At 49.5% G+C, this 562-nt stretch carries 1 protein-coding gene; it reads left to right on the top strand.

Annotated features, from left to right (window positions below):
- The coding region (locus IB238_RS25085; RefSeq protein ID WP_192253491.1) for a hypothetical protein at positions 1-562 on the top strand (562 nt) is incomplete at both ends.

Genomic DNA, 562 nt, shown 5'->3' with positions numbered 1-562 from the left:
AAAAGAGGAAGAAAAAGAAGAAGGGGAAGAGAGGGAGGAAAGAGGAGGAGGAGGAGGGGGGAAAAGGGAAGGGGAAGGGGGAGGAAGGAAAGGAAAAAAGGGAGGGGAAGAGAGAAGGGAGGAGGGAGGAAAGAGGAAAAGGAAAGGGGAAGGAAAAAGGAAAGAGGAAAAAGAGAAGGAGGAAGAAGGGGAGAGGGAAGGAGAGGAGGGGAAGGAGGGAGAAAGGGGAGGAGGAGAGGAGAGAAGAGGAAGGAGAGAGGAAAGAGGGGAAGAAGGGAAGGGAAGAAAGGGGAGAGAGGAGAGGGAGGAGGAAAAAGAAGAGGGAGGAAGAAGAAGAGAGGAGAGGAGAAGGGAAGAGGAGGGAGAAGAGGGAAAGAGAAGAAGGAAGAAAAGGAAGAAGGGAAAAAAAGAGAAAGGAAGGAGAAGGGAGAAAAGGAAAGAGAAAGGAAAAAGGAAAGAAAAGGAGAGAAGGAAAGGGAAAAGAAAAGAGAGAAAGAAGAACGAGAAGAGGAGAAAAGGGAGAAGAGAAGCTGCTCGGTATGGGCGACATGCTCTACATGGC

This window comes from Rhizobium sp. ARZ01 (genome assembly GCF_014851675.1).
GTDB lineage: Bacteria > Pseudomonadota > Alphaproteobacteria > Rhizobiales > Rhizobiaceae > Mycoplana.
This window is presented reverse-complemented; position numbering and strand designations above follow the sequence as displayed.